At 61.6% G+C, this 23953-nt stretch carries 20 protein-coding genes and 1 riboswitch; of the genes, 7 read left to right on the top strand and 13 right to left on the bottom strand.

The window, feature by feature from the left end; translation table 11 throughout:
* Positions 1-26 precede the first annotated feature (26 nt).
* The 6 genes from RHM69_RS23675 to RHM69_RS23650 form a co-directional block, all read right to left on the bottom strand.
* On the bottom strand, positions 27-1022 hold the full coding sequence (locus RHM69_RS23675) for an esterase-like activity of phytase family protein (protein WP_020301637.1): 996 nt from the start codon (positions 1020-1022) through the stop codon (positions 27-29).
* Positions 1022-2926 (bottom strand): DNA topoisomerase IV subunit B, encoded by a 1905-nt coding sequence (gene parE, locus RHM69_RS23670; protein WP_003188026.1) that lies wholly within the window; start codon positions 2924-2926, stop codon positions 1022-1024. The genes RHM69_RS23675 and parE overlap by 1 nt, the downstream gene beginning before the upstream one ends.
* Before the next feature lie 46 nt (positions 2927-2972).
* Positions 2973-3581, bottom strand: coding sequence for a YqiA/YcfP family alpha/beta fold hydrolase (locus RHM69_RS23665; RefSeq protein ID WP_014716651.1), 609 nt, complete (start codon positions 3579-3581; stop codon positions 2973-2975).
* Positions 3582-3759: 178 nt separating this feature from the next.
* Positions 3760-4572, bottom strand: a complete 813-nt coding sequence (cpdA, locus tag RHM69_RS23660) for a 3',5'-cyclic-AMP phosphodiesterase (RefSeq protein ID WP_200599118.1) — start codon at positions 4570-4572, stop codon at positions 3760-3762.
* A gap of 97 nt (positions 4573-4669) precedes the next feature.
* Complete coding sequence (locus tag RHM69_RS23655; protein ID WP_003188022.1) at positions 4670-5119, bottom strand: DUF1249 domain-containing protein; 450 nt, start codon at positions 5117-5119, stop codon at positions 4670-4672.
* Positions 5110-5727: an NUDIX domain-containing protein gene (locus RHM69_RS23650; RefSeq protein ID WP_014716649.1), complete on the bottom strand. Its 618-nt coding sequence runs from the start codon at positions 5725-5727 to the stop codon at positions 5110-5112. The genes RHM69_RS23655 and RHM69_RS23650 overlap by 10 nt, the downstream gene beginning before the upstream one ends.
* Before the next feature lie 193 nt (positions 5728-5920).
* Here RHM69_RS23650 and RHM69_RS23645 point away from each other — a divergent pair, with 193 nt between their 5' ends.
* Entirely contained in the window at positions 5921-6667 is a 747-nt protein-coding gene (locus RHM69_RS23645) for an RsiV family protein (RefSeq protein ID WP_014716648.1), read from the top strand.
* A gap of 167 nt (positions 6668-6834) precedes the next feature.
* Here RHM69_RS23645 and thiC read toward each other — a convergent pair whose 3' ends face one another.
* Positions 6835-8724 carry a phosphomethylpyrimidine synthase ThiC gene (gene thiC / locus RHM69_RS23640; protein ID WP_014716647.1) on the bottom strand — a complete coding sequence of 630 codons (1890 nt, stop codon included), beginning with the start codon at positions 8722-8724 and terminating at the stop codon, positions 6835-6837.
* A gap of 149 nt (positions 8725-8873) precedes the next feature.
* Positions 8874-8979: riboswitch (TPP riboswitch) on the bottom strand.
* 196 nt (positions 8980-9175) lie between these two features.
* On the opposite strand from thiC, the gene RHM69_RS23635 reads away from it, so the two are divergent.
* Positions 9176-10615, top strand: coding sequence for a TolC family outer membrane protein (locus tag RHM69_RS23635; protein ID WP_014716646.1), 1440 nt, complete (start codon positions 9176-9178; stop codon positions 10613-10615).
* Between the two features lie 103 nt (positions 10616-10718).
* Here the strand turns inward: RHM69_RS23635 and waaA are convergent, their stop codons facing one another.
* Complete coding sequence (waaA, locus tag RHM69_RS23630) at positions 10719-11996, bottom strand: lipid IV(A) 3-deoxy-D-manno-octulosonic acid transferase (protein WP_122300604.1); 1278 nt, start codon at positions 11994-11996, stop codon at positions 10719-10721.
* A 23-nt stretch (positions 11997-12019) separates the two neighbouring features.
* Positions 12020-12910 carry a LysR family transcriptional regulator gene (locus tag RHM69_RS23625; protein WP_014716644.1) on the bottom strand — a complete coding sequence of 297 codons (891 nt, stop codon included), beginning with the start codon at positions 12908-12910 and terminating at the stop codon, positions 12020-12022.
* A 103-nt stretch (positions 12911-13013) separates the two neighbouring features.
* Between RHM69_RS23625 and RHM69_RS23620 the strand changes: the two genes are divergently transcribed.
* From RHM69_RS23620 to RHM69_RS23605, 4 genes are read left to right on the top strand one after another with little or no spacing between them, the layout of a single operon-like run.
* A complete protein-coding gene (locus tag RHM69_RS23620) occupies positions 13014-13349 on the top strand; it encodes a DMT family transporter (protein WP_003188013.1) in 336 nt (111 codons plus the stop codon).
* Positions 13350-13404: 55 nt separating this feature from the next.
* Positions 13405-14580 carry an NAD(P)/FAD-dependent oxidoreductase gene (locus RHM69_RS23615; protein ID WP_200599117.1) on the top strand — a complete coding sequence of 392 codons (1176 nt, stop codon included), beginning with the start codon at positions 13405-13407 and terminating at the stop codon, positions 14578-14580.
* Positions 14577-15389: an aldo/keto reductase gene (locus RHM69_RS23610; RefSeq protein WP_200599116.1), complete on the top strand. Its 813-nt coding sequence runs from the start codon at positions 14577-14579 to the stop codon at positions 15387-15389. The genes RHM69_RS23615 and RHM69_RS23610 overlap by 4 nt, the downstream gene beginning before the upstream one ends.
* Positions 15390-15430: 41 nt before the next feature.
* On the top strand, positions 15431-16390 hold the full coding sequence (locus RHM69_RS23605; RefSeq protein WP_003188010.1) for a hypothetical protein: 960 nt from the start codon (positions 15431-15433) through the stop codon (positions 16388-16390).
* Positions 16391-16417: 27 nt separating this feature from the next.
* Here the strand turns inward: RHM69_RS23605 and hldE are convergent, their stop codons facing one another.
* Both hldE and msbA read right to left on the bottom strand, forming a co-directional pair.
* A complete protein-coding gene (gene hldE / locus RHM69_RS23600; protein ID WP_038448616.1) occupies positions 16418-17842 on the bottom strand; it encodes a bifunctional D-glycero-beta-D-manno-heptose-7-phosphate kinase/D-glycero-beta-D-manno-heptose 1-phosphate adenylyltransferase HldE in 1425 nt (474 codons plus the stop codon).
* Between the two features lie 157 nt (positions 17843-17999).
* Positions 18000-19805 carry a lipid A export permease/ATP-binding protein MsbA gene (msbA, locus tag RHM69_RS23595; RefSeq protein WP_014716640.1) on the bottom strand — a complete coding sequence of 602 codons (1806 nt, stop codon included), beginning with the start codon at positions 19803-19805 and terminating at the stop codon, positions 18000-18002.
* A 158-nt stretch (positions 19806-19963) separates the two neighbouring features.
* Between msbA and RHM69_RS23590 the strand changes: the two genes are divergently transcribed.
* Positions 19964-21805 (top strand): bifunctional O-antigen ligase/aminoglycoside phosphotransferase family protein, encoded by a 1842-nt coding sequence (locus tag RHM69_RS23590; protein WP_014716639.1) that lies wholly within the window; start codon positions 19964-19966, stop codon positions 21803-21805.
* Positions 21806-21853: 48 nt separating this feature from the next.
* Here RHM69_RS23590 and RHM69_RS23585 read toward each other — a convergent pair whose 3' ends face one another.
* Both RHM69_RS23585 and RHM69_RS23580 read right to left on the bottom strand, forming a co-directional pair.
* Positions 21854-22738 (bottom strand): glycosyltransferase, encoded by an 885-nt coding sequence (locus RHM69_RS23585; protein WP_014716638.1) that lies wholly within the window; start codon positions 22736-22738, stop codon positions 21854-21856.
* The gene (locus RHM69_RS23580; protein WP_014716637.1) at positions 22735-23883 is read right to left on the bottom strand and encodes a glycosyltransferase family 4 protein; all 1149 of its coding nucleotides are present in this window, start codon (positions 23881-23883) and stop codon (positions 22735-22737) included. The genes RHM69_RS23585 and RHM69_RS23580 overlap by 4 nt, the downstream gene beginning before the upstream one ends.
* Positions 23884-23953 lie beyond the last annotated feature (70 nt).

Raw genomic sequence — 23953 nt, 5'->3', positions numbered from 1 at the left:
CTGATTCAATTCAAAAAAATCTCGACTCATGGCTGGGCACTCCAGCCACCATCCGGAGCGGCAAAACGATAGACCATCGGACGCTTTTCACCATCGGCACGCGGGCCGAAATTGTTGTCGATCCCGACCCAGGCACCGTCGGCATCCACCAACAGGGCTTCAGCCAGGCCATACGACTGTGGGTAACGTCGCTGCGGCGTCAGGGCTTCGTCGGCAAACGACCAGCACAGCTCAACCTTGGCCGTGAGCGGGTCGCGCCGGCAGATCTGGAACGCATTGCGCTCCAGGGTAAACAGCTTGCCGTTGAACAGCGACAGGTCAGCAAAGTCCTTGGACACGGCCTTGGCGTTGGGGAACTGCGCCGGTTGCACTTCCTGGCCGGCCTCGCTCAACAATACACAACGGCCATCGCAATCCCATACGCTCTGCCCACGCTTGATCGAGACCAGGCCACGGCGTTCGCGCTCGGCAGCCAGCCAGATCTGATTGCCTTCAGGGTTTACCGCCAGGCCTTCGAACAAGGCATTAAAGTGCAGCAACATGCCACTGGCCCTGGCTTCACGCACCATGCCCGGCGCGATTTTCAACCACTCGGGTGCGCCCGTTGCGGGTACCTGCAACACCGCGGCATGGGCTTCGCTGACAATGTAGCGGTTGCCTGCGGCATCACAACTGATGCCTTCAAAGTCCAGGTCACCACCACGTATGAACGAAGCGGCCTTGGTGCGCGAACGCAAGCCCCAAGGCAGGCCGGACTCGGGCACGGGCGGCACGTCGATCGTCAGCGCTTGCGCGCTCCAGGTCGGCGCACGGGTATCCAGGCGGTAGATCTGGTCGTCATCGCGGTCCGAAACCGTCCACAGCTCGTTGCCACACAACGCCAGGCCCGACAGGTTCCCACCGCGCATGCCGTCAACCGGGTGTTCCGAGACCAGTTTGAGCTCTGCCACGCTGGCTGCGGCCACCTGGGTGACCGCCAGCCCGCTCAACATCAGGATCGCCAGGGCGACGCCTGTGCGCATCAGCCCAGTACCTCGGCCAGGTTGCCTTTGGATTCAAGCCAGGTCTTGCGGTCGCCGGCGCGTTTCTTCGCCAGCAGCATGTCCATCATTTCCGAGGTGGCGGCGAAGTCTTCCAGGGTCAACTGCACCAGGCGCCGGGTGTTCGGGTCCATGGTGGTTTCGCGCAGTTGCGGCGGGTTCATTTCACCCAGGCCCTTGAATCGCGTGACCTGTGGCTTGCCGCGTTTCTTCTCGGCCACCAGGCGGTCAAGGATGCCATCGCGCTCGGCTTCGTCCAGGGCGTAGAAAATTTCCTTGCCCAGGTCGATGCGGTACAGCGGCGGCATGGCGACGTAGACGTGACCGGCATCCACCAACGGGCGGAAATGCTGGACGAACAACGCGCACAGCAAGGTAGCAATGTGCAGGCCGTCAGAGTCGGCGTCGGCGAGGATACAGATCTTGCCGTAGCGCAACTGGCTCATGTCTGCCGCGCCCGGATCGACGCCGATGGCGACCGCGATGTTATGCACTTCCTGGCTGGCCAGCACTTCGCTGCCATCGACTTCCCAGGTGTTGAGGATCTTGCCGCGCAACGGCAGGATCGCCTGGAACTCCTTGTCCCGCGCTTGCTTGGCGGAACCGCCGGCGGAGTCACCTTCCACCAGGAACAGCTCGGAACGCATCGGGTCTTGCCCGGCGCAATCGGCCAGTTTGCCCGGCAGTGCCGGGCCCTGGGTGATGCGCTTGCGCTCGACCTTTTTGCTCGCCTTCAAGCGCCGGCCGGCGTTGTTGATCGCCAGCTCCGCCAGGGCCAGGCCCAGTTCCGGATGCTCGTTGAGCCACAGGCTGAAGGCGTCCTTGACCACGCCAGAGACAAACGCCGCTGCCTCGCGGGACGACAGGCGCTCCTTGGTCTGCCCGGAGAATTGCGGTTCCTGCATCTTCATCGACAGCACGAACGCGATGCGCTCCCACACGTCTTCCGGCGCCAGTTTGACGCCGCGCGGCAACAGGCTGCGGTATTCGCAGAACTCACGCATGGCATCCAGCAAGCCTTGGCGCAAACCGTTGACGTGGGTGCCGCCCTGGGCCGTGGGGATCAGGTTGACGTAGCTTTCCTGCACGCTGTCGCCACCTTCGGGCAACCACAGCAGCGCCCAGTCCACCGCTTCTTTATTACCCGACAGGCTGCCGCAGAACGGCTCGTTGGGCAGGCGCTCGAAGTCGCTGACCGAGTCTTCCAGGTAAGAGCGCAGGCCGTCTTCGTAGTGCCATTCGACCTTCTCGCCGGTGCCTTTGTCTTCAAAGCTGACCAGCAGCCCCGGGCACAGCACGGCCTTGGCCTTGAGCACGTGCTTGAGGCGGCTGATGGAGAATTTGGGCGAATCGAAATACTTGGGGTCCGGCGCAAAGTACACGCTGGTGCCGGTGTTGCGCTTGCCCACGGTGCCGATCACTTCCAGGTCGGTGGCTTTGTAGCCATCGGCGAAAGTCATCTGGTACTCGTTGCCATCGCGCTTGACCTTGACCCGCACCAGGGTCGACAGCGCGTTGACCACGGAAATACCCACGCCGTGCAAACCGCCAGAGAACTGGTAGTTCTTGTTGGAGAACTTGCCGCCGGCATGCAGTTTGGTGAGGATCAGCTCGACGCCCGGCACACCCTCTTCGGGGTGAATGTCCACCGGCATGCCACGACCGTCGTCGGACACTTCCAGGGAATGGTCGGCGTGAAGGATGACTTGCACCGACTTGGCGTGCCCGGCCAAGGCTTCGTCGACGCTGTTGTCGATGACTTCCTGGGCAAGGTGGTTCGGCCGACTGGTGTCGGTGTACATGCCGGGGCGTTTGCGCACCGGGTCGAGGCCCGAGAGGACTTCGATGGCGTCGGCGTTATAAGAGCTAGCGCTGGGAGTGGCCATGGGGTCTCGTCGTGAGTCGTTCGATTAAAAAGTGACCTGCGATTTTCTACAGTGACGAAAAATCGAAGGATTGAAACTGATCTGCGCCAATGCCGGCAAAGCACAACAGTGCCGGCAATTGCTGGGCGAACCCCTGGTAACCATGGTCGCCACCGGCCTGGATGCGCAAGGCGCAGGCCCGGTAATACTGTTGGGCCAGGCGATAATCCAGGGTTTCGTCCCCGGTCTGCAACCACACCTGATAACGCGCGGCATCCTGGGGCGCCGGTACTTCCAGCTCGGCCAAGGCCGTGACGTGGTCCTGTGTCAACTCCCAGGTCTCATCGGTGTAGAGGTTCTTCTGGGTGCCCAGGTAACCGTCGAACATCCGATGGGGACTGACCGCCGGGTTGACCAGCAGCGCCTTGAGGCCATGGCGTTCGGCAAGATGGGTTGCATAGTAGCCGCCGAGTGAGCTGCCGACCAGCAGTGGCCGGCCCAGTTGCGCAATCGCTTGCTCCAATTGAAGAATTGCCTGACGAGGGTGGTGATGCAGCGCCGGTACGCGTAACTGGTCGGACAGGCCAAGGGTGCCCATCACGGTGGTCAACTGGCTGGCCTTGTTGGAAGCCGGCGCACTGTTGAAGCCGTGGATATACAGGATCGAAGCGGACATGCCGGGCTCTCCGTGCTGGGGCCAAAGAGGCGCAGTTTACAGGGAATGCAGGCATAAGCGGACCCAATGTGGGAGCTGGCTTGCCTGCGATGGCGGCGATTGAGTCAACGAGTCAGCGCCAGGTACACCGTCATGGCAGGTAAGCCAGCTCCCACCTTTTGATCAGTGTTTGCAGGCCTTAATAGCCATTGCTGCCGTAATCGACCGTAAAAGCGAAGCCTTTGACCCGCTCCACCCCCGTTTCCAACCGTCCGTCGCCATGCAAGCGCAACCAGCGATACCCCGGCGCTTGCTCGCTGACCTGGAAATCCTCACTTCCCGGCGCGAACTGGATACAGGTGGACGGCGAAGCCAGCAGTCGCACACCGTTGCGCTCGCCGTCGATTTCCTGATGCACATGACCCCAAAGCAATGCCTTTGTCTGCGGGAAGCGCTCAAGCACGGCAAACAGAGCCTCGGGGTTGCGCAGGCCAATCGGCTCCATCCATGCACAGCCGATGGGCACCGGATGATGGTGGAAAGACACCAGGTGATGGCGGTCCGGCGCTTCGCTCAAGGCCTGCGCCAGCCGTTGCAGTTGCTCGTCTTGCAAGTAACCCGGCACCGACCCGGGTACCGCCGAATCCAGCAGGGTGATACGCCAGTTGCCGATATCCACCACCGGTTCGAGCAAATCACTGTGCATGGCAGCCTGGGCCATGACCTGCGGTTCGTCGTGGTTGCCGGGAATCCAGCGCGCCGGGGCGCCAAGGGGAGCGGTCAAATCGCGAAACTGTTGATAGGACGCCAGCGTGCCGTCCTGGGACAAGTCGCCGGTCGCCAGTATCAGGTCGATGGCCGGCTGTTGCGCACGCACCAGCTCGACCACCCGCTGCAGGCTTTCACGGGTGTTCATGCCCAGCAGCGTGGCGTCAGCGTCGGCAAACAGATGGCTGTCGGACAACTGCACCAGCAACACGGCATCAGGATTCACGGCGGATACGCTCGGCAAGGCGCTCTCCCTGGCAACTACAGGAATGGACATTTGGCGCGATTATGCTGGGGCAGGACACAAAGAGGAAACCCAAGGAAGCAGACGCAGTTCACCTCTACCGCACCACTTCAAACTCATGGCCCAAGGCCAGGCAGTGGCTGAGCCATTCACCGAGGAACACATTGAGCTGTGCTTTCTCATCGGGCTGGTGCATGAACACATTCGGGTAAGGATAGATGCTGCGAAAGCGTCGCGCATGCTCGGCGCTGATCACTTCGGCCATACGCGCGTCGTGGTAGACCTGTACTTCCAGTTGCGGCACCGGCAACCACGGCAGGCTGTGCTCCTGGCGCACCCGCAGGGTGGTGGTGTACGGGCAGGTGAGAATGACTTCCAGGGTCAGCACGCCGAGCATCTGGTCGCCATGGGTGACAGCAATGCGCCGCGCCTGGGGGGCGTGGCGCATGTCCGGGAGCAGGCGCATCAGCCGCGCATAGTTGGCCTCGCAGGCCGCTTGCAGCCCGATCAGGTCTACTCGATAACGTTCCCGTGCCTTTACTGCCATAACCCCCTCACTTCCGCGCGATTAAGCGCAAGCCATTGCAGGGCGATAATGCTGGCTGCGTTGGAAATCTTGCCATCGCGCACCGCCTGCAAGGCATCTTCGAATGCCCAGGCGGTGACGCGGATATCTTCTGCTTCTTCTTCCAATCCATGGACGCCACCCGCGCCCGAGCTGTCGCAACGGCCCAGGTACAGGTGGACAAATTCGGTACTGCCGCCCGGCGATGGGAAATACTTGGTGATCGGCCACAGCGCGGAGAATGTCAGCCCAGCTTCCTCCTCGGCCTCGCGGTGTGCAACCTCCTCGGGTTGCTCATCCTTGTCAATCAGGCCGGCGACCATCTCCACCAGCCAGGGGTTATCGGCGCGGCCCATGGCGCCGACGCGGAACTGTTCGATCAGCACCACCTCATCGCGCAGCGGGTCGTAGGGCAGCACGCATACGGCGTCGTGACGCACGAACACTTCGCGGTTGATCACCCGGCTCATGCCGCCGTCGAATTTTTCGTGGCGCAGTTGCAGGCGATCGAGCTTGTAGAAGCCTTTATAGGCATTGTCACGCTGAACAATCTCGATTTTGTTCGGCGTCGACTTCGCGATGTCCGTCATGGTGTCCCTCGTTAAGCTCATGCAATGGGCGCCATCCTAACGCGCCGACGCCCGTTGATGCAGCCCCTTTGCGGTTGCCGGGAGAGGCGGCGAGCGTCAAACTCACTGCAATCAGTTTAGTGGCGAACTGGCGGCCACGTTGGCAGTCCAAGCGCTACTCTTTTCGCTTTCCATCGATTTACGAAGGACACACATGTCGCTTTTAAAAATCGCCTCCGTGGCCTGTATTGCCTTGACCCTGGGTGCTTGCCAGAGCCTGTTCCAACCTGCCTATCTCAAGCCGCTGGACGTTACCACCGACAAATCGGAGCAGATCAAGCCCGGCTGTGATAGCCCGGCCTGCCCGCTGGTAAACATCGACACCGTGCATTTCCCCACCGAGCCACAACTCGACAGCCTGGTGGAACAGCGTTTGCTGCAAATGACCCGCACCACGCCTGGCGCCAGCGTACCGGCGAGCCTGAACGCCTACCGGAACACCTTCCTGCGTGAGTCGCCTGACCGCCACGGCATGTACTTGCAAGCCAAGGTACGTGACCAGCATGACGGACTGGTGATCGTTGAAGTGTCCAGCTACCTGGACACCGGCGTCGCCCACGGCGAGCCAGGCCGCGGGTTTATCAACTATTCACGGATTCTGCATAAGGAACTGACCCTGGCCGACATGCTGCTGCCCGGCCAGGAGCAGGCGTTCTGGAATACCGCTAAAGTCGCCCACAACAGCTGGTTGATCAGCACCAAGATGGACCGCGATCCGGAGTTCGTGAAGAGCTGGCCGTTTCAGAAAACCCCGAACGTGGCCCTGACCAGCGGCGGCGTGGTGCTCAAGTACAACGTCAGCACCATCGCCCCTTACGCACAGGGGCTGATCGAAATCACCCTGCCCTATACGCGCCTCACCGGCGTGATCAAGCCTGAGCTGATGCCGGCACGCCGCTGATCGGTTGTTATTGCAGGGGAGAGTGGGTGTTTGTCGGATCGCTATCGCGGGCAAGCCCGACTCCCACAGGGGACCGGCTGTGAACACAAAATCTGAGTCCACTTAGGCCAACTGTGGGAGCCGGGCTTGCCCGCGATGACGGCGGTGCAGGCACCGCCGCCTATGGATCAGACCTTCTTGTAGAGCTGGCTACCTTCCTGCTTGAACCGCTCAGCCTGCTCGGCCAAGCCCTTGGCCACATCCACATCCACCGCATCGATGCGCTGGTTGGCCGCGTACTCACGCACTTCCTGGGTGATTTTCATCGAACAGAACTTAGGCCCGCACATCGAACAGAAATGCGCGACCTTGGCCGAATCCTTCGGCAAGGTTTCATCGTGATATGAACGTGCGGTATCCGGGTCCAGGCCGAGGTTGAACTGGTCTTCCCAGCGGAACTCGAAGCGCGCCTTGCTCAAGGCGTTATCGCGAATCTGCGCGCCGGGGTGGCCTTTGGCGAGGTCGGCCGCGTGGGCCGCGATCTTGTAGGTAATGATCCCGGTCTTCACGTCATCCTTGTTCGGCAAGCCCAGGTGCTCCTTGGGCGTGACGTAGCAGAGCATGGCACAACCGAACCAGCCGATCATTGCCGCGCCGATACCCGAAGTGATGTGATCATAGCCGGGCGCAATGTCGGTGGTCAGCGGGCCTAGGGTGTAGAACGGCGCCTCGTCGCAGCACTCCAGTTGCTTGTCCATGTTCTCCTTGATCAACTGCATCGGCACATGGCCGGGGCCTTCGATCATGGTTTGCACGTCGTGCTTCCAGGCGGTCTTGGTCAGTTCGCCCAGGGTTTCCAGTTCGCCGAATTGCGCGGCGTCGTTGGCATCGGCAATCGAACCCGGGCGCAAGCCATCGCCAAGGGAGAAGCTGACGTCATAGGCCTTCATGATTTCGCAGATTTCGTCGAAATGCGTGTAGGTGAAGTTCTCTTTGTGGTGGGCCAGGCACCACTTGGCCATGATCGAACCACCACGGGAGACGATGCCGGTCACGCGCTTGGCAGTCAGCGGCACATACCGCAGCAATACCCCAGCGTGGATGGTGAAGTAGTCGACGCCCTGCTCGGCCTGTTCGATCAAGGTGTCGCGGAACAGCTCCCAGGTCAGGTCTTCGGCGGCGCCCCCGACTTTTTCCAGGGCCTGGTAGATCGGCACGGTACCGATTGGCACTGGCGAGTTGCGGATGATCCACTCGCGGGTTTCGTGGATGTGTTTACCGGTGGACAGGTCCATCACCGTGTCCGAGCCCCAGCGAATGCCCCAGGTGAGCTTCGCCACTTCCTCTTCGATGGACGAACCCAGGGCGCTGTTGCCAATGTTGCCGTTGATCTTCACCAGGAAGTTACGGCCGATGATCATCGGTTCCAGCTCGGTGTGGTTGATGTTGGCCGGGATGATCGCGCGGCCCCGGGCGATTTCTTCGCGTACGAATTCAGGCGTGATGATTTTCGGCACGCTGGCGCCGAAGCTGTGGCCGGCGTGCTGCTGATCCAGCAAGCCACTGGCACGGGCTTCTTCAAGCTTCATGTTTTCGCGGATGGCGACGTATTCCATCTCGGCCGTGATGATGCCTTTGCGCGCGTAATGCATTTGCGTGACGTTGGCACCGGCCTTGGCGCGGCGCGGGTTCTTTACATGGGCAAAACGCAGGGCAGTCAGTTCGGCGTCGCTCAAGCGCTGCTGGCCGAAGTGCGATGTGAGACCGGGCAGGCGCTCGGTGTCGTCGCGTACTTCGATCCACGGCGAGCGCACGTCGGCCAGGCCTTTGCGCACGTCGATAATCACATTCGGGTCGGTGTAGGGGCCTGAGGTGTCGTAGACGGTAACCGGCGCGTTGATTTCGCCGCCGAAATCGGTAGGCGTGACGTCCAGGCTGATCTCGCGCATCGGCACGCGAATATCCGGGCGGGAGCCCTGCACGTAGATTTTCTGCGAGCGGGTAAACGGCTGCACGGAGCCGGAGTCGACCTTGGCCGATTCACTCAGGTGCACGGTATTTTTTAGTTTTGTACTCATCACGGGCTCTCCAACTTATCCAGGCGGTGGATTTTTGTCGGAGCGAACCTGTGACGGACGGACGCACTGTAACCAGTGCTGTGCTTGGCGCACGAGGGCTGTTCGATTGTCGAACAACATCCCGGACGAAGCACAAGAGGACTCGCCGGGTGACGAGAAATCTTGTTCCCTACGCAGGCGCTAACCTGATCAGGTTCAACGGGATCCGGTATTTACCGATCTCAGCCTTCCAACAAGGCACCCCGACAAGAACGCGGCCAGTCTAGACCATGGCGTGGGCAAATTGCCAATAGCGGTGCATTCAGCGTGATGAATGGCGCGATCGTGGGATTGTTGTGCGCAGGTCCGGCCACTACACTCGGGCACTGCTTCAAGGCTTGACGCCAGGAATGGCCAGCCTTAGCCTTGAGCGCTAAATTATAGTCGTAATATTAAAATTAGGGATCGCCTCATGCTGCGCAAACTCTCACTGGCTGTTGCCGTGTCTTGTGCGACCAACGGACTGGTCTGGGCAGCTGAAGCGCCCTTGTCCGCCAATACCGACCTGGTCAGCGTCTATCAGGAAGCGGCGCACAACAACGCCGACCTGGCCGCGGCCCGTGCGCAGTACGGCGCGCAAAAAGAAGTGGTGCCCCAGGCCCGCGCAGGTTTGCTGCCGAATCTGTCGGCCGGTGCCGACAGCAATAACGTGCGCACCCAGATCGATCAACCGGCCGCCACGGCCAACCGTGACGCCCACTCCTGGCGCGCCACCCTGAGCCAGCCGCTGTTTCGCGCCGACCGCTGGTTCCAGCTGCAAGCCGCCCAAGCGGTCAACGAGCAAGCCTCGCTGCAACTGTCGGCCTCCGAGCAGAACCTGATTTTGCAAAGTGCCGAGAGCTACTTCGCCGTGCTGCGCGCCCAGGACAACCTGGCGTCGACCAAAGCCGAAGAAAATGCCTTCAAGCGCCAGCTCGACCAGTCCAACGAACGCTTCGATGTGGGCCTGTCGGACAAGACCGATGTGCTGCAATCCCAGGCCAGCTACGACACTGCCCGGGCCAACCGCATCCTGGCCCAGCGCCAGGTGGACGACGCTTTCGAAGCGCTGATCACCCTGACCAACCGCCAATACAATTCGATCCAGGGCATCGTTCATACGCTGCCGGTGCTGCCGCCGGCGCCGAACGACGCCAAGGCCTGGGTCGAAACCGCCGGGCGCCAGAATCTCAACCTGCTCGCCAGCAATTACGCGGTAACCGCCGCCGAAGAAACCCTTCGGCAGCGCAAGGCCGGCCACTTGCCGACCCTCGATGCGGTTGCGCAATACGAAAAAGGCGACAACGACGCCCTGGGTTTCAGCAACCCGAATCAGTTGCCCATCCCGTACGGTGGCGATGTGTCGCAACGCACCGTCGGCCTGCGCTTGAACATCCCGATCTATAGCGGCGGCCTTACCAGCTCGCAAGTGCGCGAATCCTATTCGCGCCTCGACCAGACCGAGCAACAACGTGAAGGCCTGCGCCGCCAAGTGGTGGAAAACACCCGCAATCTGCACCGTGCAGTCAACACCGATGTGGAGCAGGTGCAAGCGCGCCGCCAGTCGATCATCTCCAACCAGAGCGCAGTGGAAGCCACGGAAATCGGCTATCAGGTGGGCACGCGCAACATCGTCGACGTGCTGGACTCACAGCGCCAGCTGTACGCGTCGGTGCGCAACTACAACAACAGCCGCTACGATTACATCCTCGACAACCTGCGCTTGAAGCAGGCGGCCGGCACGCTCAACCCGGGGGATTTGCAGGATCTGGCGCGCTATCTCAAGGCTGACTACAACCCGGACAAAGACTTCCTGCCGCCGGACCTGGCCAAAGCCGCTGCCGAACAGCTCAAGGCCCGCCCCGGCTATTAAAATGTGGGAGCTGGCTTGCCTGCGATGCAGACACCTCGGTACATCAGGTACACCGAGGTGATGCTATCGCAGGCAAGCCAGCTCCCACATTGGGTTGGTGTTGTCAGTGTTTGATCAGTTTGTCCAAACCGTCCAGTAAACGCTTGAGCGCGCCCTGATTGGCCTGCATCACCTTGAGCCCCGCCTGCGCCATCTTGCGTGCGTCCTGGGGCAACTCAAACAACTGTCGCACCGCTTCGGCCAGCCCATCGGCATCGTCCACCTCTCGCAACGCCCCGGCGTCGCGCATCATCGCGGTGATGTCGAGGAAGTTGAAGACATGCGGGCCCATGATCACCGGTTTACCCAGCGCCGCCGGTTCCAGCGGGTTGTGCCCGCCGGTCGGCACCAGGCTGCCGCCGACGAATGCGCTGTCGGCCAGGGCGTAAAGAAACAGCAATTCGCCCATGGTGTCGCCGAGCAGCACCGAGGTGTGCTCGGTAACCGGCTCGCCGCTGGAGCGACGCACGGTGGCAAACCCTTGCTGCACGCAGCGCTCAAACGTAGGGCCAAAGCGCTCCTGATGACGGGGCACCAGAATCAGCAGTGCATTGGGATAGTTCGCCAGCAACTGGCGATGAGCGGCCAGCACCACGTCGTCTTCACCTTCGTGGGTACTGGCGGCGATCCAGACCGGACGCTCGCTGGCGCCCCATTGTTCACGCAGGGCAGCGGCGCGGGCCGTCAACTGGGGGTCGATGCTCAGGTCGAACTTGATCGAGCCGGTCACTTCCACGGTTTCAGGACGTGCACCCAGGCTGCGCAAGCGTTCGGCCTCGGTCTCGGTCTGTACGGCGAACAGGCTCATTTCTGCCAGCATCGGCGCCGTCAGCTTGGCAAATCGCGCGTACCCCTTGGCCGAGCGCGCCGACAACCGCGCATTGGCCAGCGCCACCGGGATACCGCGCTGGGCACAGGCGTGGATATGGTTGGGCCACAGCTCGGTTTCCATGATCACCGCCAGCGTAGGCTGCACGCGGTCGAGAAAACGCTTGGCGGCGCACGGTAAGTCGTACGGCAAATAGCAGTGCTGGATGCGGGGTTCGTTGGCGAACAACGCCTGGATCCGCTCGGAACCGGTGGGCGTCATGCAGGTGACGGTAATCGGCAGCTGTGGATAACGCTCCAACAAGCCGCGAACCATCGGGGCGGCGGCAATGCTTTCGCCGACCGACACCGCGTGCACCCAGATCCCGCCGGGCCGCATCATCGGCAAGCCATAGGAAAACCGCTCGCCCACCCGCTTGGCATAGGCCGGCGCTTTGCGCGCACGCAACCACAAGCGTAAAGCCACCAACGGCAGCGCCAGGTAAAACAGACAGCTGTAGAGAGTTCTATTCATGGCGGCGGAGTTTATCGGCTTTTTCAGTCGATCGCCTGCAAGCACTCGGCAAAACGTTTGGCCAAGAAGCGCGCGGCGGGCCCAAGGTGCTCGTCGCGGCGCCACACCAGTTCCACCACCAGGGCGGGCGGGGTCCATTCGCTGGCCAATTCGACCATCTGTTGCTGGTAGGTCGGGTATTGCACGATATGCCGAGGCAGCCAGGCCCAGCCCAGGCCACTCATCAGCCATTCGGCCAATACGTAGAAGCTGTCGGCGCGCCACACCAGGGGACTGGCCGCCTCGCTGCCGGGGTAGACGCTGGTCTGGGTCGACATCAGCAACTGCCGAAACTGGGCCAGGTGTTGGCACGTCACGTACTGCTCCTTGGCCAACGGGTGATTGACTCCGCACACCGTGACCATTTCCACGCTGCCCACCACCCTTCGCTCCAGGGCTTCGGGAATCTGGTCGTGATAGAACAACAGCCCCAGGTCCGCCTTGCGCTCCACCAGCTTGCGCGCCACATCGCCCTGGGCCGCGCTGGACAACTGCACCTCCAGCAGCGGGTAGTGCACGGCCAGCGCCTCCAGGCTGTCGAGCACAGGCTGGAACAACATCGCCTCATCCTGAGCCAGGCGCAGGCAGGCTTCCTCGCCGCGGGTCAACGACAACGCCCGGCCCGTGAGGCGCTCACACTGGCGCAGCACCTCACGCGCTTCCTCCAACAACACACTGCCGGCCTCGGTCAGGCGCGGTTGCCGGCCGCTGCTACGTTCGAACAGGACAACGCCCAAGTCAGCCTCCAGCAGGGCAATGCCACTGCTGACCGCCGATTGCGCCTTGCGCTGCCCACGCGCCACGGCAGAAAACGAGCGCTGCTCGGCGACGCTGACAAACAGGCGCATCTGCTCCAGATCCCATTGCACGCTCATGGCTCAACCCATCTCAATTCCAGATAGGTAATGACTTTACCCCATCTGGCGAACCTCTAGAATGCCGACCTTATCAAATGCGCATCACCTCGAGGATTGCCCCATGAATGCCGCCTACTACTACTTGGCCATCGCCATCTGCTCGGAAGTGATCGCCACCGTTTCCATGAAAGCCATCAAAGGCTGGAGCACCCCTATTCCGTTGTTGCTGGTGATCGTCGGTTACGGCGTGGCGTTCTGGATGCTGACTCTGGTGGTGCGCACCGTGCCGGTCGGCGTGGCATACGCGGTATGGGCAGGGATGGGCATCGTCATGGTCAGCATCGCGGCGCTGTTCATCTACGGGCAGAAGTTGGATGTGCCGGCGATGCTGGGGATGGGCCTGATTGTGCTGGGCGTGGTGGTGATTCAGCTGTTCTCGAAAACCGCCGGACACTGACCGCCACTCAACAGCCTGTATACTGCGCCTCTTGTCTTGAACACTGAGGTCGCCGATGCCATCCGTTATTTCCACCGACGTTCTGATTGTCGGCGCCGGGGTTGCCGGCCTCTGGCTCAATGCGCGCCTGCGCGGCCAGGGGTTTTCCACGGTACTGGTGGAAAGCGCCACCCTGGGCGGCGGGCAAAGCCTGAAGTCCCAGGGCATCATCCACGGCGGTGCGAAATACGCCCTGCATGGCGCCCTCACCGGCGCCTCCGAAGCCATTGCCGATATGCCGCGCCGCTGGCGTGAAGCCCTGGCCGGCAACGGCGAGCTGGACCTGTCCGGTGTGCGCGTGCTGTCCCAGGCACATTACTTGTGGTCGCCCGGGACGATTGCCGGCAACCTCACCAGCTTTTTCGCCAGCAAGGCCGTGCGTGGCCGCGTCGATCAGGTCAAGGGCGACGAACTGCCCCTGGCGCTGCAAGACCGTCGCTTCAAAGGCAAGGTCTACCGCCTGGCCGAGCTGGTGGTGGACGTGCCCAGCCTGATCAATCGCTTGGCGCAACTGGCTGGTGACAGCCTGCTCGCAGGTGTGCACATCGAACCGTTGCTGGAGGGTGACACCCTGGTGGGCTTGAAGGTCGATGGCCGTGAGATCCGCGCCCAGCGCATAGTCCTGAGCGCTGGCGGCGGCACGGCAGACTTGCTCGCCGCCCTGGGCCATAGCCAGCCGGCCATGCAAAAACGCCCGCTGCACATGATCATCGCCAAAGGCCCCGGCCTCAAGCCGCTGTACGCCCACTGCCTGGGCGGCGGCACCAAGCCGCGCCTCACCGTGACCACCCACCCGGCCGCGGATGGCAACTGGGTGTGGTACATGGGCGGTGATATCGCCGAGGCTGACGGCGTGGCGCGTACGCCGCAAGAACAGATCGCCACCGCGCAGAAAGAGCTGGCGCAACTGCTGCCCTGGATCGACATGAGCCAGACCCAGTGGGCCACCCTGCGGGTGGATCGCGCCGAGCCGCTGCAATCGGGGCTGAGCCGTCCCGATAACGCGTTCCTTGCCGAAGACGGCCGCCTGCTGGTCGGCTGGCCCACCAAACTGGCCCTGGCGCCGGACTTCGCCGACCGCGTACTCCACGCTCTGGAGCGCGACGGCATCCGCCCAGGCGCCAATACCCCGCTGCCCGAGCTGCCAGCACCGGCAATCGGCCAACCCGTCTGGGAGCAACTGTTGCCATGAGCCTGCCAACCCTGCACGACCTGCATCGCCCCCTGGGCAGCACCGGCCTGCTGGTGTCGCCCCTGGGCCTGGGCACCGTCAAGTTGGGCCGCGACCAAGGGGTGAAATACCCCAACGGCTTTCAGATCCCTGGCGACGACGAGGCCCGCATGCTGTTGCGCCAGGCCCGCGAACTGGGCATCAACCTGATCGACACCGCACCGGCCTATGGCATGAGCGAAGAGCGCCTGGGGCCGCTGCTGCGTGACCAGCGCAAGGACTGGGTCATCGTCAGCAAGGTTGGCGAAGAGTTTGCCAATGGCGTGTCCCATCACGATTTCAGCGCGGCCCATACGCGGATGTCGATCGAACGCAGTCTGAAACGACTTGAAACGGATTTTATCGACCTGGTGCTGGTGCACTCCGACGGCAACGACTTGCATATCCTCAACGATTGCGAGGTTTACCAGACCCTGGCGCAGTTGAAGAAAGACGGCAAGATTCGCGGTTTCGGCTTCTCCGGCAAAACCGTCGAGGGCGGCGTGAAAGCGCTGGAACAGAGCGACTGCGCGATGGTCACCTACAACCTCAACGAACAGGCTGAGAAGGCCGTGATCGACTATGCGGCCGCCCACGGCAAGGGCATCCTGGTGAAAAAGGCGCTGGCCAGCGGCCACGTATGCCTGGAACCGGGAATGGATCCAATTCAGGCCAGTTTCACCTTGTTGTTCGCGCAAACGGGCGTCGCCAGTGCTATTGTCGGGACCATTAATCCGCTGCACCTGGCCCATAACGTAGCAACTGCTGCCCGGGTCATTCGTCAACTCTGATGCCGCCCACGCGGCCGACCCCGTCGCAAGAAGGAGCCGACATGCCGCGTACGCTCATAAGAAAGAACCCCAGCAACTTCAAGACACTGCCGCTGCACGTCGAAGCCACCCCCGAAGGCCTGAGCTACCAGAGCGTCGGCATGCCGCTCAACTTCGCCCAGACCCTGCAACGGCGCAAGCCGGTCGAGGTACCAGATGCCGAACGCTTCGCCCTGGAACTGGCGAACCTCGGCGTCTCGGTACGCCTGACCCTGCACTGGCAAAACAAGGACTACTGGGTGCTGGTGCGCCAACGCCGCCAGGACCGTGGCGACGTGGTGCTCAAGCTGATCTCCGGCTACGTCCCGGCCCATGAACTGAACCTGCCGCTGCACACCGCCATCCAGGAAATTGCCGAAGAGTGCCTGCTCGAAACACCCGAAGGCTGGCTCGGCGGGCGCTTCAACGACACCTGGCTGCCGGCGCCCTACTCCGCCGCCCTGCATTACCGCGAAGCCCTACCGTTTCGGCTCAGCCCCTTGTCCGGCGCCGCACGCCCGGTACGCTGCGCCACCATGCAACTGATCGAGCGCCCACGGGCCTACGTGCACCTGCCGACCGCCTCGCTGCAATTGATTTATGACCTGCGCCTGGAAGTGCCGAAGGAGGCCAAGTCCCTCAGTTTGTTTCATGTGGATGAGCGTTTGGAGGGCGACCAACTGGTGGCACGCCTGGATCGTCAGCGTCCGGACCTGTACTTGATGCCGCTCAAAGACGGCGAGCCGCTTGCAGAGTTGTATACCGTCAAGAAGGATCAGCTGTACCCGGCCAGCACGCGCGGCCTGTATCTGGCGGAAAGTTTTGCCCAGCAAGAAGGCTGGCTGGTGCGCGATGAGCGCATTCGCTGGAAGGACTGGCTCAGGCAGCAGGGCCTGGCAGAGCCGGAAAAAGACTCCAAGCTCAAGCGCTTGACCGGCAAGGCGCGGCAGATGCTGCGCAAGATCGTGCCGAAGAAAAGCTAGGGGCGAGCAGGCTCGCCCCACGGGGTATCACTCGTTGTTGCGGATCTTCTCGACAATCGCGGTGGTGGAGCTGTTTTCAACCAACCCCAGCACTTTGACCGTGCCACCGTAGGCACTGACGATGTCCGCACCGACCACTTGGTCGACGCTGTAGTCACCGCCCTTGACCAGCACGTCGGGCTTGACCTGGGCCAACAGATTTTCCGGCGTGCCTTCAGAGAAGCTGATCACCCAGTCCACCGCACCCAGGCCCGCGAGTACCGCCATGCGCCGGTCAACACTGTTGATCGGGCGGCCAGGGCCTTTCAAGCGGCTGACCGACGCGTCATCGTTGACCGCGACGATCAAACGGTCGCCTTGGGCACTCGCCTGCTCCAGGTACGTCACATGCCCGGCGTGCAGGATGTCAAAGCAACCGTTGGTGAACACAATGCTTTCGTTGTGAGCCCGGGCATCGTCAATCGCCAGCAGCAATTGCTCCAGGCCTAGCACACCGCGCTCCGAGCCTTCCGAGCGCTGAATCGCACGGCGCAACTCCGGTGCGCTGATGGCGGCGGTACCCAGCTTGCCCACCACAATGCCCGCCGCCAGGTTGGCCAGGGCCACGGCGTGGGGCAATTCTTCACCGGCAGCAATGGAGGCTGCCAGGGTAGAAATCACGGTATCACCGGCGCCGGTGACGTCGAACACTTCACGGGCACGCGCTGGCAGGTGCATCGCCGGATGGCCCGGACGCAGCAGGGTCATGCCGTGCTCGCCACGGGTCACCAGCAAGGCGCCCAAGTCGAGATCGGCCATCAGCGCCGCGCCCTTGCTCACCAGTTCGTGCTCATCAGCGCAACCGCCGACGATGGTCTCGAACTCACTGAGGTTGGGCGTGAGCAGGCTGGCGCCTCGGTAAACCGAAAAGTCCTTGCCCTTGGGATCGGCCAGCACCGGAATGTTGCGGGCCTTGGCGGCCTGGATCAACACCTGGTGATTCTGCAAGGCGCCTTTGCCGTAGTCGGACAACACCAGCACCTTGATACCTTCGAGCAGTGCCTCGACCTGGTCGCCAAGGGCCAGGGCGTCGGTGGCGAAGGGTTCTTCAAAATCGATACGCAGCAACTGCTGATGACGGCTCATGACCCGCAGCTTGACGATGGTCGGCTGATGGGCGATGCGCTGAAACAACGCACGCACGCCGGCGCCCTGCAGGCTGTTGGCCAGGCTTTCGGCCGCTTCGTCGTCGCCGGTCACCCCCACCAGGGAGGCCGGGGCGCCGAGGGCGGCAATATTGAGCGCGACGTTGGCAGCGCCACCTGGGCGGTCTTCGATTTGCTCGACCTTGACGACCGGTACCGGAGCCTCAGGGGAAATCCGTGAGGTACCACCATGCCAGTAACGGTCGAGCATGACATCGCCGACCACCAAGACAGCGGCTTGATTGAATCGCGGCATGGACAACTTCATGGAGCAACCCACATACAAAATGAACAGGGGCGCGATATTAGCACAGGGTTTGCGATGGCTTGCGACCGCCGCAGGGCAAATGTGGGAGGGGATTTGCTCTCTGTAGGAGCGAGCAAGCTCGCTCCTACATTTCATTTACCCCGTGATGCCGGGTGGATCAGGTGATATCAGCCTGCACCGGTGCATCCAGGCCCATGGCATGCAGGCGGGCGTAATAGCCGTTCTGCGCCAACAACTCGCCGTGGGTACCACGCTCGACAATCCGCCCGTCGTCCATCACCAGAATCAGGTCAGCCTTCTCGATGGTGGACAGCCGGTGTGCGATCACCAGAGTCGTGCGGCCTTGCATGACCTTATCGAGTGCCGCCTGAATATGCCGCTCGGACTCGGTGTCGAGAGCGGAGGTGGCCTCGTCGAGAATCAGCAGCGGCGCATTCTTGAGCAAGGCGCGCGCAATCGCCAGGCGCTGGCGCTGGCCGCCCGACAACAGCACACCGTTCTCACCCACCTGAGTATCAAAGCCCTTGGGCAACTGATCGATGAAGTCCTTGGCATTGGCATCCGCCGCCGCCGCTTCAACGTCGGCACGAGGCGCACCGGCCAGGTCGCCATAGGCAATGTTGTTGGTCACGGTGTCGCTGAACAGGGTCACATGCTGGGTGACCTGGGCAATATGCTTGCGCAGGTTGAGCAGCTTGTAGTCTTCGATCTCGATGCCATCGAGCAGAATTTCACCGCTTTCATGGTGGTAGAAGCGCGGGATCAGGCTGGCCAGGGTCGACTTGCCACTGCCCGAGCGCCCCACCAGCGCAATCATCTGCCCAGGCTCGGCGGTGAAGCTGATGTCCTTGAGCACATGGCGATCGGTGCCAGGGTAGGTGAAGTTCAGGTGACGCACTTCCAGACGACCGCTGACCTTGTCGCGTTCGAGAGTGCCGTGGTCGACCTCAACGTCCTCGTCCAGTTGTTCGAAGATGCTTTCGGCGCCCGCCACGCCTTTCTGGATGGTCGAGCTGACTTCCGAAAGTTGGCGGATCGGCTTGGGCAGCAAGCCCGCCAGGGTGATGTAGGCCACCATGTCACCCGCCGAGGCGTCGCCACGCAGGTACAGCACCAGGAACATCAGCACGGCCATGGCGGAGTAGATCACCAATTGCAGCGCCGGGGTGTAGATCGCCCCGGTGCGGGTCATGCGCAGTTGCTTGTTGGTGTTGCTCTGGCTGGCCTTGAAAAAGCGCTTCTGTTCGTAGACTTCGCCGCCGAAGCTGCGCACCACGCGGTAGCCCTGGATGGTCTCCGAGGCCACGTGGGTCACGTCGCCCATGGCCACCTGGATCTTCTTGCTCTGCTTGCGAAATTTCTTGCTGGCGGTACTGACCATCACGGCAATCAACGGCAGGATCGCGATCATTACCAAGGTGAGGCGCCAGTTCATGTACAGCAAGGAAGCGAACAGGAAGATCACCGTCATGCCTTCGCGAATCACCACCTTGATGGCATCGGTCGCGGCACCCGTGACCATGGTCACGTTGAAGGTAATGCGGGAAATAAGGTGCCCGGAGTTGTGGTTATCGAAGTAACGGTTGGGCAGCGTCAGCAGGTTGTTGAACAGTTGCACCCGCAGGTCGTGGACCAAACCCAGGGAGACCTTGGCCAACAGGTAGTTGCCCAGGAATGAACCCAGGCCCTGCCAGGCCGCGATCAGGATGATCAGCAGCGGCACCGCCTGCAGCAATTGCAGATCGCGCAAAAAGGGCACGGTCGGGAACAGCACAGCTTCCGGATTGGAAAGACCGTCGACAAAGTACTTGAGGATGTAACCCAGCATCGGTTGGGTCGACGCGAAAATCAGAAATCCAAGGATACTCAACGCGAACAAGCCCATATAGGGCTTAACGTAACTGAGCAGGCGGAAGTATATTTTCAAGCTCGAAGGGCTTGCGCTCGGACTGGAGTCGGTCATATCACGCGGCGTTTTGAAAAAGGAGGCTGACTTTAGCACAGCTTCTCTGTTGTACTTGCACCCGGCGTAAGCCGCGGCCCGGTTGGATCCTACCGGCGACATTACTTAGCCACTAGCTTAAGATGGTCGGCTTTCTCTTTCTGGAATGGCTTTACTGTATGCACTCCAAGCGCCTTACCTATGGCTCAAATCGCGTTTTCGACTTCCTGGTCCTATGGATTTTGCCTGTTGGCTTGTTGCTGCTCCTGAGTGCACTGTTCTTTGTCGGCAATCGCAATGTACTGCACCGAATTGTCTACATCCTGTTCAGCGTACCGACCTTGTTTCTGTTGTGCATGCGTCCTCGGGAGTTCAAGGACCTGCTGCGCGAACCCCTGGCGATCGCGTTCCTGGCGTTCTCCGCCTGGGCGTTGACCAGTCTGCTCTGGAGCCCCGCGCCCAGTTCCGATACCGACCTGTTCAAGCGACCGCTGAATACCTTCATGCTGTTTGGTGGCTGCGGGCTGTTGCTGCATTACCGCAACGAATTGTTCAAACCGATCTTCTTCAGCGCTGCGGTGATTGCGCTGGTGGTGAGCCTGGGTAATCTGGTGGCGTTCGCCAAGGGCTATCAACCTGGCATGCGCATGATCGGTGGTCTGGGCGCCCTCGACAACCCGCTGCTCAGCTCGCACCTGTTTGGCTTTTTCACGGTGTACTGGCTATACGTCTGCATGACCACCCAGCGTCTCAACGTGCTGTGGTTCAGCGTACCGTCCCTGGCGATCATGACCGCTGCGGTGCTGGCGACCGGCTCACGCACGCCGCTGGTGGCGCTGACGCTGGCCATACTTTGGATGAGCTTTGTCAGCCGTAACCGCCGTGCGGCATTGCTACTCAGTGGGATGTTCCTAGGAGCTATCGCGCTACTACTGTTTTACCCTGAATTGATCACCGAGCGGGGCACCTCATTTCGGCTCGAGCTGTGGAGTATTTCATTGCAGCTTATCGCCGAGCACCCCTGGATCGGACATAGCTACGACTCCGAGCTGTACCTGACCCTGGCAGAAGGCTATCAACTGCGCGAACCCCACAGCTTCGCACTCGGCGTGCTCTATTACGTCGGCATCATCGGTTTCATCCCGTGGGCCTTCATGCTCGGCTGGGGCTTGTATAAAGGCCTGCAGCAACGTGCACAGCCGCTGTTCATCCTGGCATCGTCCCTGCTGGCCTATGGCATCGGCGCAGGCCTGACCGAAGGCGGCGGCATATTGTCGCGCCCCAAGGAACACTGGTTCCTGCTGTGGATTCCCCTGGCAATTATCACCGGCCTGAGCCTCGCCCAGCGCCACCGCAGCCTGCTGCGCATGAAGGTGCAGAACCTCAAGCCCGCGGCGTTTGAACAGCTGTGCAGCAACGCCCACGTGATTGAAGCCGATGGCCTTGGGCCCAAAGTCCTGCGCCTGGAGGACGGCAGTTTCCTCAAACTGTTCCGCCCACGCCGCTGGTACACCTCCGGCAGTTTCAACCCGTACTCCGAGCGCTTTGCCAGCAACAGCGAGCAACTGCGCACCCTGGGCATTCCCACGCCGCACATCCTTGGGCTCTATCGCCTCAGCGATGCCAGCAGCGCCGTGGCCTACACACCACTGCCCGGCCTGACGTTGCGCCAAGCGCTGCAAAGCCTGGACAGCAGTCTGCGCGAGTCACTGGTGGAGCGCTTTGGCCGGTTCATGGCGCAACTGCACGAGCGCGGCGTGTACTTCCGCTCGCTACACCTGGGTAACGTGTTGTTGATGGACGACGGTGAGTTTGCCCTGATCGACGTGGCTGACCTGCGCATCTACCCGTCTTCACTGCGTCACGCCTTGCGCCAACGTAACCTGCGCCACATGCAGCGTTATCCGCAGGACCGCAGCTGGCTGTTCGAAACGCACTTCGAACAACTGCTCAAAGGTTACGCCTCGGTGGCAAGCCCAACCGCCACTGCGAAAATCCGCGAGCAGGTCCAAAGCCTGTAAACACCTGTAGGAGCGAGCTTGCTCGCTCCTACAGGGTGCGGTGCCTGTTCAGCTCTTCTTGAGCGGCGCCAGATACAACCGCACCAGCCCCCGCAAGGTCTTGCGCCCCCAGAACTTCATAGGGATCTGCTTGAGAATCTCCCGCGCCAACGGGCGGTCGCGGTCGGCGGTCTTGAGGAACATCGAGTTCAGGAAGTTGTAGCGAACCGCGTCATAGGCCGGGTGCTCGCTGAACTTCGCGTAGGTCTTGAGGATGTTCTGGATCATGTAGCGGTGGTTCTTGTACGTGTTGTTAGCGTGCTGGCGATACTTGGCCATCACCACGTCAAGGGCGTCGATGGTATAGCCCGCCGCCGTGATCTTCAGTTGGATCAGCAAGTCTTCCAGGGGAATCTGTGGGTCGAAACCACCGACCTCCTCCAGCACTTCGCGACGTATCAGCATGGTCGGCGCCGGTGGAAACGGTTTGCGGTCCAGGAACAGGTCGTCGAAATCCAGACAGCGAAACGGCACGTCGCGACGCTGTTTCTTCTCCGGGTGCAGGTTGCCATCCCCGTCGATCAGCTCGATATTGCCAGCACACATGCCCACCTTCGGCTTGCCGTCCATATACGTCACCTGGGTGGCAATACGGTCCGGCAACATGATGTCATCCGAGCCGAACGGTGCGATCAGGCTGCCCTTGGCGCGAGCAATCGCACCGTTCAAGGTGGCGCTGAGCCCTTGATTCTGCTGCACCTGGAAATCAAAGCCGTGCTCGGCCTGCAAGCGCTGGATGCGTTCGACGCTGTCATCCTTGGAGCCGTCGTCGACCACCAACAGCTCGATATTGGGGTAGGTCTGCCCCAGCACACTAAGAATACTTTGCTCGATGTACTGGCCATGGTTGTAGGAAGCGATGATCACCGAGACCAGGGGTTGTGGCTGATTCATGCTCTACCTACTTCACGCAAACCGGTTTCAATCAGGGTCAGGTACTTGTGCTTGAACTCGTCGAGGGTGTGGTTGGCCTCCAGATAGCGGAACACCTCCTCCCCCTTGGCGCGCAATTGTTCATCGCTCAAGGCCAGGTAAGTATCCAGGGCCGCAGCCAGTTGTTCGACATTGCCCGGGTCGTGGGACAAGCCGCCCGCGCCCTGCACCAGCGGCAGCATCGCCGGGCCGTTGGAGGCAATCACCGGCAGATGGCCGCTCATGCCTTCCAGCAAGGCCAGGCCCAGACCTTCGAACAGCGACGGCATGGTCCAGATATCGAAGCCACGCACGTACTTCATGCCGTCTTCGCGAAAACCCAGCAAGTGCGCACGGCCGGTCAGGCCCAGGCGCTCGATGTCGGCGCGCAGGTCGGCTTCGGCACGGCCGGAACCAATGATGCCCACCTGCGCCTCAGGGTATTTGTCCTTGAGCGTGGCGAAGGCTTGCAGCAGATGGGTATGACCCTTGATCGGCACGAGGCGGCCCAGGGCACCAATCATCCGTGCATCCATGGGCAGGCCCAAGGCCTTGCGTGCGTCTTCACGGGACAACTGCAAAGCCTCTGCCTGGGGAATGTCGATCGCGTTGGTGACGTAGGTGGTGTTCTCACGGGTGAAGCCGCAGTTGAGGTCTACCAGGTAGTCCTTGACCGCTTCGGACACACCGACAAAGCGCCACGCCGGGCTGACCCAGCGCTGGGTCTGACGTCGACGGTAACCACGGGCGTACTCGCCAAAGCCGTGGGAGATGCCGATGCACAGCGGGATCTTCAACCAGCGGTTGAGCGACAGCATCATGTTCACCGACTTGAACCGGTTACAGATGACCACGTCGAACTTCTGCTCACGGCAGTATTTGTAGATCTGCCACATGGCGCCAAAGCGAATACCCTTGAGAGACTTCTCCGGCAGCTCGAAATAGTGGGAGTGCTCGGCCACGCTCAGGGGCTGGCCGGGCAGCGGGCGCCCACTGAGAAATCCGGAGGTCACCTCGAAACGCTCAGCCGGCAGGGATTTGACGATTTGCTCACCCAAGTCCGCGAAGTCATGGGTCTTGACGTTGTAGTCCGGCTGTAACTGCAAAACCTTGAAACGAGGCTTCATAACTCTCCATGCAGCGATCTGGCTACGGGCACGCAGCCCGGTAAAAAGGGCGGCAGGCGCATAACGGCCC

Source organism: Pseudomonas sp. CCI1.1 (genome assembly GCF_034348165.1).
Taxonomy (GTDB): Bacteria; Pseudomonadota; Gammaproteobacteria; order Pseudomonadales; family Pseudomonadaceae; genus Aquipseudomonas; species Aquipseudomonas paracarnis.
Note: the sequence above shows the minus strand (reverse complement) of the source record. Positions and strands in the feature narration are given on the sequence as shown.